This is a genomic window from Intrasporangium mesophilum, from assembly GCF_054783095.1.
The window spans coordinates 152,258-170,103 of record NZ_BAAGRF010000004.1 but is presented as its reverse complement, the minus strand read 5'-3'; the positions used below and the strand labels follow the sequence as shown (position 1 = coordinate 170,103).

At 68.1% G+C, this 17,846-nt stretch carries 8 protein-coding genes; 7 read left to right on the top strand and 1 reads right to left on the bottom strand.

Features of this window, described 5'->3' with window-relative positions:
- Positions 1-39 precede the first annotated feature (39 nt).
- The 5 genes from ACYVLP_RS04140 to ACYVLP_RS04120 all read left to right on the top strand — a co-directional run bounded on the left by ACYVLP_RS04140 (position 40) and on the right by ACYVLP_RS04120 (position 5,258).
- Positions 40-1,011, top strand: coding sequence for a helix-turn-helix transcriptional regulator (locus tag ACYVLP_RS04140; protein WP_460626068.1), 972 nt, complete (start codon positions 40-42; stop codon positions 1,009-1,011).
- 100 nt (positions 1,012-1,111) lie between these two features.
- Entirely contained in the window at positions 1,112-1,969 is an 858-nt protein-coding gene (locus ACYVLP_RS04135) for an HAD family hydrolase (protein WP_460626067.1), read from the top strand.
- Positions 1,970-2,070: 101 nt separating this feature from the next.
- Complete coding sequence (locus ACYVLP_RS04130; protein ID WP_460626066.1) at positions 2,071-2,511, top strand: YciI family protein; 441 nt, start codon at positions 2,071-2,073, stop codon at positions 2,509-2,511.
- A 9-nt stretch (positions 2,512-2,520) separates the two neighbouring features.
- Positions 2,521-3,102, top strand: a complete 582-nt coding sequence (locus tag ACYVLP_RS04125) for a dihydrofolate reductase family protein (protein ID WP_460626065.1) — start codon at positions 2,521-2,523, stop codon at positions 3,100-3,102.
- A gap of 383 nt (positions 3,103-3,485) precedes the next feature.
- On the top strand, positions 3,486-5,258 hold the full coding sequence (locus tag ACYVLP_RS04120) for a hypothetical protein (protein WP_460626064.1): 1,773 nt from the start codon (positions 3,486-3,488) through the stop codon (positions 5,256-5,258).
- A 20-nt stretch (positions 5,259-5,278) separates the two neighbouring features.
- Here ACYVLP_RS04120 and ACYVLP_RS04115 read toward each other — a convergent pair whose 3' ends face one another.
- Positions 5,279-7,330 carry a glycogen debranching protein gene (locus tag ACYVLP_RS04115; RefSeq protein ID WP_460626063.1) on the bottom strand — a complete coding sequence of 684 codons (2,052 nt, stop codon included), beginning with the start codon at positions 7,328-7,330 and terminating at the stop codon, positions 5,279-5,281.
- A 148-nt stretch (positions 7,331-7,478) separates the two neighbouring features.
- Between ACYVLP_RS04115 and ACYVLP_RS04110 the strand changes: the two genes are divergently transcribed.
- Positions 7,479-7,901, top strand: a complete 423-nt coding sequence (locus ACYVLP_RS04110; protein WP_460626062.1) for a VOC family protein — start codon at positions 7,479-7,481, stop codon at positions 7,899-7,901.
- 447 nt (positions 7,902-8,348) lie between these two features.
- Positions 8,349-17,834, top strand: a complete 9,486-nt coding sequence (locus ACYVLP_RS04105; RefSeq protein ID WP_460626061.1) for a SpvB/TcaC N-terminal domain-containing protein — start codon at positions 8,349-8,351, stop codon at positions 17,832-17,834.
- The last annotated feature ends 12 nt before the right edge of the window (positions 17,835-17,846 follow it).

The following is a 17,846-nucleotide window of genomic DNA, read 5'->3' as shown; positions in this document are numbered from 1 at the left end:
CGGAAGACTTTCTTCCGCAATCTGCGACAGACTTTGCGCATGTTCGAGACGTCAGCGAGGCTGCTCAAGCTCCTCGGCCTGCTCCAGTCGCGGCGGGACTGGACCGGTCCCCAGCTCGCCGAGCGGCTCGGCGTCACGGACCGTACGGTGCGCACCGACGTCGAGCGCCTGCGCGCCCTCGGGTATGCCGTCGATGCCGTGCCCGGGGTCGGTGGCGGGTACCGGCTGGGCGTGGGAGCGTCCGTGCCGCCCCTGCTGCTCGACGACGACGAGGCGGTGGCGGTCGCGATCGGTCTGCGCACGGCCGCGGTCGGGCCGGTTCAGGGGATCGACGAGACCTCGGTGCGCGCGTTGACCAAGCTCGAGCCGCTCTTGCCGTCGCACCTGCGGAGGCGCGTCTCGACCCTGTCGGCCTCCATCGTGCCGCTCCCGCCCGACAGCCCGACGGACGCGCGACCTGTGGACCCCGACGTGCTCATGGCGATCGCGGCCGCCTGCCGTGACCACGAACGGCTGCGGTTCGACTATGAGACCCATCGGGGCACGGGGAGCCGACGGGTCGTCGAGCCACACCGCCTCGTCAGCTCGAGGCGGCAGTACTACCTCCTGGCCCACGACGTCGACAAGCATGACTGGCGGACGTTCCGGGTTGACCGGATGCGGCTGCACCTGCCCGCGGGTCCTCGTTTCGTGGCCCGAGAGCTGTCCGACGCGGAGGTCGAGAGGCGAGTCGCGGCGGGCATCTCGACGGCGGCCTGGGCCTACCGTGCCTCCGTCGTCGTGCAGGCTCCGGCCGCTCAGGTCGCCCGCCGGCTGCCCCAGTCCGTGCCGGTGCACGAGGTCGACGCCGCCACCTGCCGGGTCGAGGTGGGCAGTGACTCGGCGATGCAGCTCGCGATGCACCTGGCGATGCTCGACGCCGACTTCACGTTCGACGTCGCGGCGGCCCCTGAGCTCGGCGAGGCGCTCCGGCTGCTTGCCGCTCGGCTGTCGCGGGCGGCGTCGCGCTGACCGACCCGCCGACGGGGCGCCGCTGCCCCCTGAGCCGGCGGGACGGCATACGTCGGCTGGGTCCATCGGGCGTGTCTCGTCCGCCAGATAGCGTTGGGGCATGTCACGCCGAATGCTCGCGCTCGACCTCGACGGCACCACGCTCAACCACATGGGTGAGCTGTCGCCGCGCGTCAGCGAGGCCGTCCGCGCACTGCCCAACGACGTCGAGGTCGTGGTCGCGACCGGTCGGTCCATCATCGCCACGACGCCGGTCCTCGAGGAACTCGACCTGCGACACGGGTTCGCGGTGTGCTCGAACGGCGCGGTGACCCTTCAGCTCGACCCCGCGACGCCCGACGGGTTCACGATCATCGACACCGTCACGTTCGACCCCAAGGGCGTGCTCGAGAAGATGCGGGTCGCCCTGCCCGACGCGATCGTCGCTGTCGAGGAGCTCGGTGTGGGCTTCAAGGTGAGCAGGCCGTTCCCCGAGGGCGAGCTCATGGGGGCCTCGCGTGTCGTGTCCTGGGAGGAGCTCGTCGAGCACCCGGTCACCCGCGTCACCCTGCGCCAGCCCGAGGCCAGCGCCGAGGAGTTCATGGAGCTCGTGGAGCGGGCGGGCCTGCACGAGGTGTCGTATGCCGTGGGGTGGTCAGCGTGGCTCGACATCAACCCCGAGGGGGTGTCCAAGGCCAGTGCCCTCGAGCTGGTGCGGCGACGCCTTCACGTCGAGCCGATCCACACCGTCGCCTGCGGCGACCAGCGCAACGACATGGAGATGCTGCACTGGGCGGCGTGGGGCGTGGCGATGGGCAACGCACCTGCTGAGGTCCAGGCGGTCGCCGACGAGGTGACGGGACACGTCGACGACGACGGCCTGGTCCCGATCCTCGAGGCGATCGGGCAGGCGGCTCGCGACGGTGCGGCCTTCCGGGAGGGCGTGCCGTCTGGCGCCACCGCACGACTGGAGCTGTAGGAAGTACGTCGTTCGGTTCGTGTCGAAGGCGGCGGGGGTCGTTCGACGTAGGGGTGACCAGGGCCCTTTCGGCCTCGGAGAACGAAACGAAGGAGTACGCAATGCGCTTCATGATCATCGTCCCGGCCTCCCCTGCCTCCGAACAGGGAAGCATGGGCACCGAGCAGCAGTTCGCGGACATGCAGTCGTACAACGAGGAGATGCTCAGGGCCGGCGTCTTCGTCGACGGGCAGGGTCTGCACCCGACGAACAAGGGTTCCCGCCTCACGTGGGAGAGCGGTGACTGGGTCGTCACCGACGGGCCGTTCGCCGAGGCGAAGGAGCTCGTCGCGGGATTCACGATCATCGACGTGAGCTCGCGCGACGAGGCCCTCGAGTGGCTCAAGAAGTGGCCCACGTCGTGCGTTCCCGACCCGGGCCAGTACCTCGAGCTGCGTCAGGTCTACTCGCCTGAGGACTTCGGCGAGGAGTTCACGCCGGAGCTGCGCGAGCGTGAGGAGCGGATGCGCGAAGAGGCCGCCCGCAACGCGGCCCGGGGCTGAGGGCCCGTCATGGGGAGGGTCCGCGGTTCGTTGTCGATCAGCCTCGACGGCTTCGGGGCCGGTCTCGACACCAGTGACGAGCACCCCCTCGGCAGGCGCGGGGAGCGGCTCCACGAGTGGATGACGGGCGACGACCCGGTCAACCAGAAGGTCGGTGCGGCGACGTTCGAGGGCGCGGGTGCTGTCGTCCTGGGGCGCACCATGCTCGGCGTCGGCCTGAAGATCTGGGGACCCGGCACGTTCGACCTGCTCCCGGTCTTCGTGCCGACGCATCGCCCGGGCGACCCGATCGTCGTCGACGGCGGGAGCACGTTCACTCTGGTGACGGGCGAGGCCGCCGTCGTCGCCGCAGTGCGCGCCGCGCAGGAGGCGGCGGGCGACCGTGACGTCGTGATCCTCGGCGGCCCGACGACGCTGCGTCATGCTGTGCACGCCGGAGTCGTCGACGAGCTGCGCCTCGTCATCGCACACACCTTCCTGGGCGAGGGCGTCCGTTGCTTCGAGAGCCAGGACGAGCGGCTGGCCGGGTTCAACCGGGTGTCCGAGGCGCACGCTCTCGGTGTCACCCACGTGACGATGGCGCGCGCCTGACGTTCGCAGCATCGGTGCCGCCGGCCGGCGGTCGCGGCTCGACGTCGCGACCGTCGCGACCGTCGCGACCGTCGCTAGGCTCGGAGCCTCAGGTCGGATGGCGGGCGGAGCACGCCATCCAGGGACCATCGTCGAGCCTCGCCATCGACTGACGGCCGCGCTGGTCGGTCTCCCCTCGGGTGCGAGCCTCGGAGGCCGTATCACGAGGCCTGCGTACGCGTCTTCATGAGTGGGGGCGAAGGCACCCGCGAATGTTTGGCAGCACGGACGTATCGAGGCTGAGAGCCCGCCGTCGTACCTCTGCCTGGCTATGGAGGTGGGCCATGAAGGTCAATGGCAAAGGTACTCGGACAGGTGGGCTTGCACCTGATGTCGTTCTCGAGGTGGCTGAGCGCCAGATCGTGCCGGGGGAGACCGCCCGCTTCCCCTTTACCGTGTATTCAGGGGAGCCGGCTCCGTCCATTCATGACTTTGAGGTGGCCTCGGACAACCCGAAGTTCGACCCGGCTTGGGCTCACATCGTTCGTACCAGTGAGACGCACCCTCCGCAGTACACCCTCCAGATCCACCCCACGCGGCGGTTCCCCTACGGCACCTATCCCCTCTACCTTTCCTGGCCGAGATCTGGAATGCCTGGACGGGCCGAGAGTCGATGCACGCTCATCATCAAGCCGTGCCTCCGTCTCACCGCAGAGCCCACGTTCGCCACCTGGCCGAGTGGCACCCTCACTCTGTCCCTCGAGAACTGCGGGATCGCCAGCATCGATGTCAAGGTCTCCGTCTCCCACCACGGCTCCGACTGGTCGCAGGGGTGGGAGTTCGAGCTCGACGCGGAGAAGGGGCCGTTCGAGTTCTCCGAGAAGTTCGTTCCGCCGGCGGGATCGCGTGGCGGCGAGTTCGAGCTCGAAGTGAGCGCCGAGGGCGTCTCCGTGATCCACCTGCAACTGCAGGCGAAGAGAGTGGTCCTCTCCCGCAAGCGCGTCGTCACCTCGGCTGTCCTGCTCACCGGAGCGGCGATCGGGACCGGGCTCTCGATCGCGTTCGGCGGCGCAACAGATCTGGCCCGACAGTCGATCACGTTCACCTCCGCGTCACCGACCGGTCCCGCCCCCGGTCAGACGTACCACGTGGAGGCGATCGGCGGTGGCTCGGGAAAACCGGTCATCTTCACCATCGACCCTTCGAGCGCTCAGATATGTTCCGTCTCCAGTTCCACCGTCACGTTCCGAAAGGCCGGCACCTGCGTCATCGACGCCGACCAGGCCGGCAACGACAGCTATCTGGCCGCACCCCAGGCCCAGCAGTCAGTCAGCGTGATCGCGGTGCCCAGACATCAGCAGGCGATCTCTTTCACCGCTCCAGCGCTGGGTCAGGTGGGCCAGTCGGCGACGCTGTCCGCCAAAGGCGGCAGGTCAGGCAATGTCGTCGTGTTCAGCGTTGACCCTTCCAGCGACCCCGGGGTGTGTGCAGTGTCCGGGGCCAACGGCAAGAGGGTGAGCTACACCGGCGCGGGTCGCTGCGTCATCGACGCAAACCAGGCCGGCAAGGGCACGTATGCGCCCGCCCACCAGGTCCAGCGGACGATCAAGGTAGCCAGGACGGCCCAGTCGATCTCCTTCACGGCTCCGGTGCAGGCTCAGGTGACCAACTCGGCGAAGCTCTCCGCAACGGGCGGCAGGTCAGGCAACCCTGTGAGGTTCAGCGTGGACCCCTCCAGCGATCCCGGGGTGTGTGCAGTGTCCGGGGCCAACGGCACGAAGGTGAGCTACACCGGCGCGGGTCGCTGCGTCATCGACGCCAGCCAGGAAGGCAACGACACCTATGCGCCCGCGCCCCAGGTCAAGCGCACGATCCAGGTCGCCAAGATTCCTCAGTCGATCGACATGACGGTTACCGGGCCGGACTCCCCATATCCGGGGGACACGGCGACCCTGTCCGCCACTGGCGGGGACTCAGGCATTCGCGTGGTGTTCAGTGTGGACCCCTCCAGCGACACCGGTGCATGCGAAATGGACAGCGCCGACGTCACGAAGGTGGACTACACCGGGCCCGGTCGCTGCGTCATCGACGCCGACCAGGCCGGCAACGACGCATACGAGGCGGCACCCCAGGTCCAGCAAACCGTCGTTGTGAACCCGCCTGTGTATGTGCGCTAAGGGTCGGAGCGTGCGGCCGGTCACGCCGGCCGGCCGCTGAGCACCACGATCGACCGCGCCTGCACGCTCAGAGGTCCTTCGGTCACCGCAGGACCGCTGGGCGAGAGGTCCGGCGGCCGGCTCGCACTGGTGTCGGCCAGCACCCGCCAGGAGCCCGGCACCTGGACGGTGAACTCCAGTGGCTCAGAGTAGGCATTGACCATGACGTACAGGTCGTCCTCGTCGTAGGTCGCCCCAGACAGATGCCAGGCCACGGTGTGTGACTGGGGCGAGAGGTCCGGCGCGCCAGTAGTGCCGAACCAGCGAACGTCGTTGCGCCAGAACCGGCTTCGCGCGATGCTGCGCCGGGACTTGCGCAGCGCGATCATTCCTTTCGCGAAGTCGAACAGCTCCCGGTTGGTGGTGAGCCGATCCCAGTCCAGCCAGGTGGTCTCGTTGTCCTGGTTGTAGGGGTTGTTGTTGCCGTGCTGGGTGTTGGCGAACTCGTCCCCGGCCACGACCATCGGCACGCCGTTGCTCAGCATCATCAGCGCGAAGAAGTTCTTCATCTGCCGCAGCCGAAGGTCCCGCACAGCGTCGGGGAGGCCTTCGTCGCCCTCCCACCCGCAGTTCCAGCTCCGGTTGTCGCTCGAGCCGTCAGTGCCGCCATGGCCGTTGGCCTCGTTGTGCCGCTCGTTGTAGGACACCAGGTCGTACAGGCAGAAGCCGTCGTGAGCGGTGATGAAGTTGATGCTCTGGTACGGGCGATAGACGTCGCCGGGGCCGTCGGGGAACAAGTCGGAGCTGCCGTAGACCCGGGTCATCAGCGCCGGCACGAGGCCGTCATCGCCCTTGACGAAGCCGCGGAGGTCATCGCGGAAGCGGCCGTTCCACTGCCGCCACATGATGCCCGGGAAGGAGCGCCCGAGCAGATAGGCGCCCATGTCCCACGCCTCGGCGACCACCTTGACGTCCTGCTGTGCGGCAAGGACCCCGATCTCGCTGATCAGGGGCGGAGCCGCGGTCGGGTCGAAACCCCCCTCGGCGTCCCGGGCCAGGATGGACGCCAGGTCGAACCGGAACCCGTCGACGCCCAGCCCTGCCCAGTGCCGCAGGCTGCGGACCACGAGCGCTCGCATTGCCGGATCGGCTCCCTGTGTGGTGTTGCCGCAGCCGGAGTCATCCACGTACGAGCCGTCCTCGGCAACGATGTAGTAGGAGTCGTTGTCGATCGCACGCAGGTTGTAGGTCGGCCCGGACGGGTCCCCTTCGCAGGTGTGGTTGTAGACCACATCCAGCCACACCTCGATCCCGGCGGCGTGCATGGCGGCGACCATCTCGCGGAACTCGGCCGCGGGGTCCTGGATGGCGTAGGCGTGATGCGGGGCAAAGAAGTTCATCGTCATGTACCCCCAGTAGTTGCCCTCCTGGGGGTCGAACTGGTGCACGGGGAGCAGCTCGAGGACGGTGATGCCGAGCTCGGTCAGATAGGGGATCTTCTCGATCAGCCCGCTGAACGTGCCCCGGTGCGCGGCCGTCACCCCGCTGTTCTCCCGAGCCGTGAAACCCTTGACGTGAGCTTCGTAGACGACCGTGTCATGGGTATGCCGTGGCGCCGGGTGGGGCGCCGGGCCCGCGCTTTGCTCCGGGCTGGGCAGCAGGCCGAGCACGGCCATCCCGTCGTTCGGCCCGTCACCGCGTGCAGCCTCACGGGAGAAGGCCGGTGGGAAGTACAGCCGATGTGCGTAGGGATCGCTGAGCACCTTGGCCGGCACGAAGCGGTCGCGGCCGCCGGAAGGCCCGTCGACCTTGTAGGCGTAGTACCTCGCGCCCGGTACGCGCGAGGCGCTGATCATGCAGTGCCAGATCCGACCGGTCTTGTGCACTAAAGGGTCATGCGGAAGCTCCAGAATCGGCGTCGTCACGTCATCGGCGCTGTAGACCAGGAGGGTCACGCTGCTGGCCGCTCGCGAGTACAGCGCGAAGTTCCACGCCTGTTCCGAATCCACCCAGGTCGCCCCGAGCGGAGCAGGTGCGCCCTCTTCGCGCTCCCAGGCCTCGATGGTGCTCAGGTTGCCCAGGTGCTGTGTCATCGCGGTCTCCCAGCTCCGGAAGGCGCCAACACCGCCTGGGAAGCGGGCGGCCCGGCAGGAGTTTCAGCGTACGGGCGGATCCAGGGTCAGGTCGACAACCATCGCACCGCGAGCGGACTTCCCGATGCCGGCCTGGGAAAGTGTGCAGATGGAGATCCAGCTCAGCATGCTGATCCTCGAGGTCCGCGACCTCGCGACGTCGATCGCGTTCTATCGCGACCTTGGTCTCGATGTCCCGGATCCACTGCCTGGTCGACCTGTCGTCATTCATCGCATGGGCAGCGGCGTCAGTCTGCTGCTGACGACATCGTTCGCGGCCACCTACGACCCAGCGTGGGCCCGCCCGGCTGGGGGCTACCAGCAGCTCCTCGAGTTCTATGTGGGCGAGAACGCCGTCGTCGACCAGCGTTGGGCTGACCTCGTCGCCGCCGGCCATCCCGGCCGTATGCCGCCCACGCAGACCGCCGGCCCGTACGCTGCGATGGTCGATGACCCCGATGGCAACGTCGTGCTGCTCACGTCCGACGAGGCGGCCCGGGTCGACTCCGGCCCGTCCGCTGCCGCCCGTTGACCATGAGGCATCCAACCCTGTTCCTGACGGTTGGACTCCCGAGCACCGGCAAGACCACTGGTGCGCGGCGGATCGAGGTCGAGCGAAACGCGCTTCGTCTGACCAAGGACGAATGGGTCCCCGCCGCTCCTCACTCCGTCGGCTCACCCAGAGCGGTGCGTCAATTCGCACATCTGGGTGCCCAGAAAGGAGCGTCACGCCGGAAACGGTGACTTTCTCCGTTCCGCGGACAGCAGCGGGTGCCCCAAATAGCGTGGGTCCGTACCGCCGAACGCCGATCTGGCCGACGCCGGACGTGCCCGTCGCTCAATGGCCGCCCCGCCGACCACACCAGTCCCGTTAGGGACGTGCAGGACCAGCTCACCGCTCCTCCACACCACGTTGTCGTCACTCGGGGCTCGTCGCCCGATGAGCCCGTGAGCCGGTATATAGCCAGGGGTAGTCGCCATGTTTCGTCGCCTGTCATCGTCCAACGACCGCACGTTCGTCGAGGGAGGTGGACGACGAAGCGATGACGGTGGGGACCGCGCGGGCCGAGCGGGAGTGTTCGGCCGGCATACGGGCGCACGAACGGCGTGGGCGGCCGTCACGGCCACGGTTCTCGCGCTGACGTTCGGCGTGCCCGGCGCGTCCGGTGGCACGCCGCTCGGCGGGATGATGGAGTCCACCCTGCCCGGCATCGCCCCGACGTCGCCGAAGGAGCTGGGCGAGGCGACGACGACGGACCTGCTCTACGCGAACCCGACGGAGGGAATGGCGCAGGTCGATGTGCCGGAGGCGAACTCGAGCGGCACGGCCGAGACGAGCTACCCGCTCGTGCTGCCGCAGGGGCGTGGCTTCACGCCGAAGCTCGCCCTGTCCTACAGCTCCGAGGGCGGCTCCTCGTGGACCGGGCTCGGCTGGGATCTCGCACCGCCGGAGATCGCGGTCGACACCTCCTTCGGTGCGCCGCGCTTCTGCGACGGGTCCGTCAAGAGCCCGCCCTGCGGCAACGTCGAGAGCGAGTCGTACACCCTCGACGGCGACGCCCTCATGCCGAACGCCGCCAAGGCGGTCCTCGACCCGCGCATCGCCGAGCGGCAGGACTTCACCCGCCGCGTCGAGACGGACTACGAGCAGATCATCAGGCACGGCACCAAGCCGGACAACTACTTCTGGGAGGTCCGGGACAAGCAGGGCAACATCCGCTGGTACGGCGGCGTCCCCGACGCCGGCGGCCCGAACGGGGAGGCCGGCCAGCTCAAGGGCATCAACGACCGCACCCGCGACGCGAGCGGCATCCTCACCGACGGGGCCGGCAACGCCGGCAACGGCGTCCGGTGGTTCCTCACGGCCACCCGCGACATCGGTGTCAACATGCACCGCTACGAGTACGTCACCGTGACGTACAAGCGCGACGAGACCCAGCCCACCGGATGGAAGGCCCTCGGGGGCAACGAGAGCTGCCCGAGCGGACAGGCCTGCCCGAAGCACATCTACCTCAGCAAGATCCTGTACACCGCCGCGAGCACGGCGAGCGAGGAGCCCGAGGACCCGGCCTACGAGGTCCGGTTCGTGCGCACGCCCGGTGGCCGGACGGACGCGGTGCTCGACGGCACGGGCGGCGTCCTCGACCTCGACCAGGACCTGCTCGACCACATCGACGTCGTCTACCGCAAGACCGGCGAGATCGTCACCCGCTACCAGCTGACGTACGACGCCGATCCGCACTTCGGCAAGTCCCGGCTGCGCAAGATCACCCAGATCGGCTGTCACGGCCTCGCGGCCTGCCCCACGACAGGTCTTGACCACACGTTCGACTACTACGACGACATCGCTACCGCGAAGAGCGGCTTCGACACCGAGGCCCGCTGGGAGACAGGTGCCAACCCGACCAGCCCGGGTGGCACACCGGACTACATCACCAACAACCTCAGCGGTCTCGGCTCGTCCGCGACGAACGCGGGCGACGGCCACATCTACATCGGGTTCAACCCGGCGGCGCCCAACAAGACCGGCTCTGCCGGCGGCTCCTTCTCGATGAACGGCTCGACGGGCGAGTCGGTCATCGAGTTCATGGACCTCAACGGAGACGGACTGCCCGACAAGGTCTACCGCAAGACGACGAACCTGACGCAGGAGCCGGGCACGGACGAGAAGATGATCCGGTACCAGCTCAACACGACCACGCCCGGCACGGCGCGCAGGGCCACGGTCACCTTCGGCGAGATGCACGAGCTGGACGGGTTCCAGCGCCTGCCCATCCAGCGGTCGATCGGGATCGCGGGCGGACCGGAGGCGTACTTCGGCGTCTACGGCGTCTTCAACATCGGTGGGAGCTGGAGCTGGGTCGACAGCTACTTCACCGACGCCAACGGCGACGGGCTGCCAGACCTCGTCAAGGGCAACTCGGTGCTGTTCAACCACCTCGAGTGCACGCCGGGCAAGACCGGGGTCGAGGCCTGCCTGCCGCACTTCGACTCGTCCTCTGCCCAGACGCGAGTCCCCCTCGCCTCGCAGACCGTTCCGGTGAGCGACCCGGCCTTCGCGGACATGGTGGACCGGCTGCGTGACGCCATCCCGCCGGTCGACACCGTCCGTCGCTGGACCGCGCCGTTCAGCGGCACCGTCTCGGTCGACGCCTCCGCGACGCTGACCCCCGGGGACGACGCGCCCGGCAGCGCCCGGCTCGCCATTCAGCGGACCAACACCGCCTTCGCCACGGCGACTGTGACCAAGGCGTCGCCGACCTGGTCGCCTGACACGCTCTCGATCCCCGTCGTCAAGGGCCAGTCGATCTACTTCCGCGCCGGCTCGCGCGACAAGGGCAACGGCGACGTGGTCACCTGGCAGGCGACGATCACGTATGCCGGTGGGTCGGTTCCCGATGCCAACGGCCTCAACCAGCGGGCCTACTCGCTCGGCGACGACTTCACGCTCGCAGGTCGTCCAGACCTGTTCAGCGGTGTCGGCAACGGTGGCACGGCGAGCTTCTCGACCGCCCTGCACAAGACGAAGGCGACTACGGACGACCTGGTGCCGCAGCTGCTCGTCCGCAGCGCGAGCAACACCATCTCGCAGGCGACGATGACGGTCACGCCGATCACCTCTGGCGGAGCCGTCGATCAGCCCAGGGTCAAGACCGTCACGCAGAACGGTGCCCAGTGGTGCGTCGCCGACCAGTCGACGAGCTTCGGCTGCTTCGCGACACAGGCCCTGGCCAACCAGCGCGTGCGTACGATCGGCGAGGACGAGACGGGCTACTTCAGCATCACTGCGTCCCCCACGTTCGCCGCACCCGTCGTCGACTCCAAGGGTGTCGTGACGGCGCTCGACGCCGTGTCGGCCCGCCTCGCTGTCGACACCCCGATCGACCTGACCGCGATCACCTGGACCAAGGCGGCGCGGCTGTGCTTCGTCGTCAGCGGCGAGTGCGACGCCACGAAGACCGACATCTCGCCTCACATGGACATCGACGTCTACCCGCGCAACTCGCTGACCGCGCCCGCGACGGCGTGGACCTCTGACCTGGGCCGGACCGTCACCCCGCACCTCAACGCCTCGCTCGGCAGCGACAACCCGGGCGGCGAGATCGTCGTCACGGCCAAGACGGCCGCCGGGATGTACTACAAGGCGCGGTTCACCGTCGGCTCCGGATCGCAGACGATCAACCGCGACCTGCCGGACATCAGTCTTGCCAACGGGACGAAGTACTGGTTCGACGTGACCATTCGCAACGCGGGCGTGTCGGCGAACATCAGCAACACCAACCTCCTCGTCACCTGGACCGACAGCTCGGTGGCCAAGTCCGAGGACGTGCCCGAGACCCTGAACTGGGCCGGGTCCCAAGGCTTCTTCCCGATCCCGTACCGGGGCTGGGGGGCTGCCGGCTACACGGCCAAGGGCGCCAAGGCCACCCAGAACATCGACGAGTCCGCCTTCATCGACACCGCCGCGAACGGCAAGCCGTTCGACAACAAGAACGACGCGTGTCAGGCCCTCTACGGCGGCGCCTGCCCGTCCGACACCTCTGTGAACGACACCGGGTTCGGCAACTACCCGCCGGGCAGCGGCACGCCGCCGCCGGTCGACACCGACAAGATGACCGAGCAGGTGCCGGACGCGTTCGCGTTCCGTCCGATCCTGGACCCGACCACGCTGGAGCAGCGGTGGGAGGGCCCGCGTGCCAAGATCTTCGCCGCGGACGCAGGCCGGACGGGCTCGTCGCGCCCGGGCGACGACCTGCCGCTCACGGGCCCCGCGAGTGCCGGGACCATCTCGGCTCCGAACCTGCTCGGTGAGACCGGCCCGATCTTCATGCTCATGGCCGGCATCGGCCCGTTGGGCGGCAGCTTCGCCGCCGGGTGGAGCCGCAGCCTCGTCGACTTCATGGACATGAACGGCGACGGGTTCCCGGACACGGTGCGACCCGACTCGATCACGTACACGAACCCCCGCGGCACCCAGGAGTGCGGCCCCGCCAATGCGCGCGTCGCCTGCACCGGCGGCGGTGTCGACACGGTCAACACGGCGACGACGATCGGCGTCTCCGGCAGCTTCGGCGGCTCGCCGATCACCGTGAGCGGCAACTACAAGGGGACGACCAACTCCACGAAGGGTGGCTCGGCCGGCAAGAGCAACGGCGGCTCCGACACGGAGTACGGCGCCAACATCGGCGGCTCCATCGGTGGAGGTGCCAGCTTCACGAACCCGACCACCCAGAACGAGCACCAGGACGACGACGCGCTGAAGAAGGTGCCGCGGGACGAGACCATCCCGGTGCAGCAGACCATCGCCGACATCAACGGCGACGGCCTGCCTGACCGCATCAAGGTCGACGCCGACGAGATCCGCGTCCGGCTCAACCTGGGCCACTCGTTCACACCCGAGTTCCGTTGGACCGTCAGCGCGTTCAGCTCGACCAACTCCTACAGCGGCTCCATCGGGGCGAGCTTCGGCTTCAACATCGACAACGGCGGCTTCTCCGGCGGTATCGCCAAGAACTCCAACGTCGACCTGCCCGAGGTCTCCTGGGACGACATCAACGGTGACGGCCTGCTCGATGCGGTGTACCGCTCCGGTGGCGACGTCAAGATCGCCTTCAGCAACGGCACCGGTCTGACCGACCAGCAGGTCTACGGCACGCACCAGAAGTCCACCTACAAGGTCGTGGGGATCTTCGACTCCCAGGAGGCGAGCCAGATCAGGCAGGACTCCTCGGAGAGCCTCGGTGGTGGCGCCGACGTCACCGTCGGCATCCCGCTGTGCGCGGTGGCCTGCTACCTCATCCTCAACCCGGGTGGCCACTTCGAGAACAGCATGACCGCGACCGACATCGACCTGACCGACGTCAACGGCGACGGCTACGCCGACACCGTGTCTCGCGTCAAGAGCTCGTCCGACATCAAGGTCGCGCTGAACACGCAGGGACGCACGAACCTGCTCGAGAAGGTGACCACCCCGATGCGCGGCACGTTCACCCTCGACTACCACCGGGACGGCAACACCACGAGCCACCCCGAGAGCCAGTGGGTGATGGACGACGTCAAGGTGTCCTCGAGCCGAGGCGCAGACGGCACCGCCGAGCGCCACACGACGATCTCGTACGGCTCCAACCCGACCGACTTCATCCAGCGCACCGACCGCGGCTACGACAAGGTCACCGTCACCGAGCACTACACCGCGTGGGACCACACCGACGTCAACACGCCCGTCAAGACCGACACGGTGCGCACGACCGTGCACAAGTACCACAACGCGTCGGTCTGGGAGTCCGGGCTGGAGTACGAGACGACGCTGTACGACGGAGACGAGTCGACGGGCAAGACCATGCAGCGCACCCGGACGACCTGGTCCCTGTACGACCTCGACCAGGACGCGCCCTCGGGTGGTGGGTATGCCGCCCTCGACCTGTCCGGTCGGACCATCGAGCAGCTGTTGGCCACGCGGGCGACGCCCGAGGTCAGCAAGGTCCAGCAGGACTGGTACACAGGCGGAGTCCTGTCCCAGACCACGACCATGACCTACGCGTACGACCGGCTCGGCAACCCGGTCACGGTCGTCGACTCCGGCCTGCCGGGAACGACGGACGACGACACGATCGCGACGATCGAGTACGCAAGGTGCACCACGAGCGCATCCGACGACCTCAACACGTTCTTCGGCTGTGGTGCGGACCTGCACGAGACGCCAACGGCCGTGTCGCCCTACTGGGACGCCACGAACTGTCAGACGTGGGACAGCCAGCCGGTCGCCATCACGGTCAAGGACCCCAACGGGAAGGTCCTGCGATCCCGCCAGGGTCACACGGCATACTGCGACAACAACTCGGTGACGGTGCAGCGCGAGCTGCTCACGCCCGCGTCGGGCGCCGACCCCGCCGTGTATGCCGAGACACTCCTGACGTACGACTCCTGGGGCAGCTACGACCGGATCGTCATGCCACCGGACGCCGACGGCAACAGGTATGCCGTCAAGTACGTCTACGACGACAAGAACCACGCGAACGTCGCCGACGTGACGGACTTCGAGCTGCAGGGCTCGGGCGACCCGGACGGCACCGACCCCGCCGACACGGCAAGGGACTTCATCGAGGACGACGTGCTGCCGACGGGTAACGCCAGGGGCAACGAGTCCTCGGCGGTGTTCGACGGGCCCACGGGCCGGGTCGCCTCCCGCACCGACGCGAACGGCAACACGACGACGTACACCTACGACGCGTTCAGCCGCGTCAAGACGGTCACGTCGCCGGACAACGGAGTCGCCACGTACGACTACCACCCTGACGACGCGAGCTACCCGTTCGCGACCGTCAAGCACAGCGACGAGTTCAACCCGGGCACGACGATCGACACGGCGACCTACGTCGACGGGTCGGGACGCATCACCGGGCGCAAGCGTGACGCGGTCGTCTACGACCCCGTGGCGAACACCACCGGTCAAGGCTTTGCCGCCGAAGGTCGCTCGGACGTCGACGGCCTCGGTCGCACCGTCCATCAGTGGAAGCCGTTCCTGCAGACCGGCAAGACGCTGGCCGACTACCCCGTCGACCCGACCGACCCGAAGTACGACCGCGCGACGATCACGACCTTCGACGCCCTCGACCGGGTCACCAGCGAGCGACGCTCCGACGGCGCGACGACGGCGACGGCATACGGCTTCGAGTCGCTCCCGCCCTACGGCGTGGTGCGCACGAGCGACGAGACCGACCCGCAGGGCCGGCACACGAAGTCGTGGCTCGACGCCCACGACAACATCCTGCTCAGCGAGGACAGGACCAAGGACGGGGTCGCGCAGCGCACGACCTACCTGTACGACCGGATCGGGCAGCTGCTGACAGTCTCCTCGCCGGGCAACCTCACGACCACGCACACCTACGACCTGCTCGGCCGGCGGACCTCGACGATGACGCCCGACGGTGGTCTCGTCCAGTGGACGTATGACCTGGCCGGCAACAAGACGTCCGAGCAGAGTCCGGTGCTGCGCGAGTCGAACGGCGTCCACACCGTCTTCGGCTACGACTTCGGGCTGCTCACGTCGATCACCTATCCCGACGAGGCGCCGATCACGCTCGACTACGGCGGCTATCTCGGCCACTCGTCCGCAGGCAATGGGGCCGGCCGACTCGTGCATGTCGTCGACAAGGCGCGAAACCAGACGTTCGCCTATGACGTCAACGGCCGCCTGGCCAAGGACGTCACGACGATGACCGGACCGCACCCCAACAAGGGGCCGTTCACGACCGACTACGACAACGACTGGCTCGGTCGTCTCGCGACGGTGAGCCTGCCCGACGGCGAGGTCGTCAGGAACGACTACGACGCCGGCGGCCGCCTCGACCGGGTGGTCGGCCTCAAGGACTGCACCGCGCTCGGCACGCTCACCTCGGCGATCGACGCCACCCAGACGACGATCACCGTGACGGAGCCGCCGCACGCGGACCCGGCCTCAGCCTTCAACCCGACCCTGCCGTTCACGATCAAGGTCGACGGCGAGCAGATGCGGGTGACGGCCCGGGTGCCCGGAGCGGTGGCCGGAACGTTCGACTACACGGTCGACCGCGGCATCAACGGCACGCTCCTCACGCCGACCGCCGCGGCGCACACTGCGGGGGCCGCTGTCACCGCGGACGTCGCCGTGCCATGTCTCTACAAGTACCTCGACGACCAGGAGTACGACGTCTACGGCCAGACGGCACTGCGCAAGAACGGCAACGGCGTCGTCAACACCACCTTCCGCGACGAGGACACCCGCCGGCTGACCCGCCAGCTCGCCATGTCGCCCGACGGCACGCGCGAGCTGCAGGACCAGCGGTACTGGTACGACCTGGTCGGCAACGTGAAGAAGACGGTCAACGACCTGCCGGAGGACCTGCCCTCGCTGTTCGGCGGGCCGACCGTCCAGAACTTCACGTACGACGGGCGCTACCGGCTCACAGCCGCGGACGGCACGTGGGACTACGCGCCCAAGACGACGCGGAAGTTCACCTGGTCGGCCAGCCTCGACGACGCGACGAGCAAGGTCACCCGGATGACCCAGCGGGACTGGACGATCGTCACGGGATGCACGACCAAGTGCAAGGAGGTCGTCCAGCCGGCCACCACGTTCGACCGGACGGCATACACGTACGACCCGGGCAAGCCCCACCAGGCGACCTCGGTGCTCGACTCGGTGACCAAGAAGACCGAGAAGTACGAGTACGACTCCGACGGCGAGCAGACGCGGGTCACCAACCCCGACATGATCCGTGACCTCACGTGGGACTGGGCGGGCAAGCTGACCGAGATCGTCGACCACAACCCCAAGGGGACCGGGCGCAAGCAGACCGACTACGTCTACGACTATGCCGGGCAGCTCGCGACCGAGATCAAGGAGCAGGGCGTCACGTACTACGTGAACCCGTGGGTCACGGTCCGCAACGGCACGATGTCCAAGAACATCTGGGCCGGAAACGACCGTCTCGCAGTGCAGTTCGCCGAGGACGGCAACAAGTACGAGACTCGGCAGTACTGGCTGCACAAGGATCTGCAGGGCAGCACGAACATCGTGACGGGCCTCGACGGGAAGGTCTTCCAGCACCAGGAGTACTTCCCGACCGGACAGGTGTGGATCAAGGAGGACAGCACGATCTTCCGGACGCCGTGGCAGTATGCAGGCGGCTACACCGACGAGGACCACCGGATCATCAACTTCGGTGACCGCTGGTACTCGACCGACCAGGCGAGGTTCCTCACCGTGGACCCGATCCTCACCGACGACCCGCTCGCGCTGGTGCAGAACCCGGCTCAGACGTCGGTCTACTCCTACGCCCAGTCCAACCCGTCGTCCAACGTCGACACGGACGGCCGTGCCTCGAAGTCGGCCAACCTGGATGCTCTCGACGTGCTGCGCACGATCCAGTCGCTCAAGCCGGACGGCGACCCGATCACGCAGGCGCAGACGACGAAGCTGCTGAAGTTCTTCGCGAAGAACGGAGACACGGCCATCGGTCGGCAGGGGCTGGGCTGGCTCAAGAACTACAACACGTACCAGCACCGGCAGGCCAAGATCTTCGACCGGCTGGACGCCAGGCCCCTGTTGGAGTTCGAGATCGAGGACGGCAAGCTCAAGCAGGTCAAGCTCGGCTTCGCCATCGGGAAGCGCGCCGTGATCTACAAGGCCGAGGACAAGGGGGCCGGCGCGACCCCGCAACCCTCGAAACCCGTGCAGGACAACCAGGCCGACACCACGGGCACGGCCCAGACCTCGGCGGCCAAGGCCAACGGCGTCGGCGGCACTGGCAAGGCTGACGGCGGGTCGGCGTCGCCACCCTCCACGTCGACCGGCGGGTCGAACGGCGCCTCCGTGAGCACCGGCGGCGGCAGCGGGACGACCGCGACGACCGGTCAGGCGCCGAGCCAGCCGGCCCAGGTGGCGGGTGCGCAGACGGTCAGCTCGGAAGGAGCCACGAAGTAGCCGCCGGACCCA